Origin of the sequence: Streptococcus cuniculi, from assembly GCF_004570575.1 — a bacterium.
Taxonomy (GTDB): Bacteria; Bacillota; Bacilli; order Lactobacillales; family Streptococcaceae; genus Streptococcus; species Streptococcus cuniculi_A.
Genome location: NZ_SPPD01000077.1, coordinates 1 through 448, shown reverse-complemented (window position 1 = coordinate 448; position 448 = coordinate 1). Strand labels below are relative to the sequence as shown.

At 62.1% G+C, this 448-nt stretch carries 1 protein-coding gene; it reads left to right on the top strand.

Features of this window, described 5'->3' with window-relative positions:
* On the top strand, positions 1–349 hold a 349-nt coding region (locus E4T82_RS12110; protein ID WP_194185903.1), incomplete at its 5' end, for a tripartite tricarboxylate transporter permease.
* Positions 350–448: the final 99 nt, after the last annotated feature.

The window sequence follows — 448 nt, the reverse complement described above, 5'->3', positions numbered from 1 at the left end:
GAACTGGGCGCTGGTGCCGGTGATTGCCATCATCACGGCGATTGGTGTTTACGCCGTGCACGCCACCACCTTCGACCTGTTCCTGATGGTGGGTATCGGCATCTTCGGTTACATCCTGCGCAAGCTGGACTTTCCGCTGTCGCCGGTACTGCTGGGCTTTATCCTCGGCGGCTTGATGGAGCAGAACCTGCGCCGGGCGCTGTCGATCTCCAACGGTGACCTGCAGATTCTCTGGTCGAGCCCGATCACCTTTGGTGTGTGGGTACTGACGGCGCTGATGCTGGCCTTCCCGCTGATCCGCATCTACCGCAAACGTGCCCTGCAGCGTCGTGCCGTGGCCGATGTCTGAGGTCACCTTTAAACATTGGTGGGGAACACCGCTGGTCGGCCTGGCCGGCGGTTACCTGGCCAGCCTCGTCGGCTGGCCTTTGCCGTACATGGTCGGCTC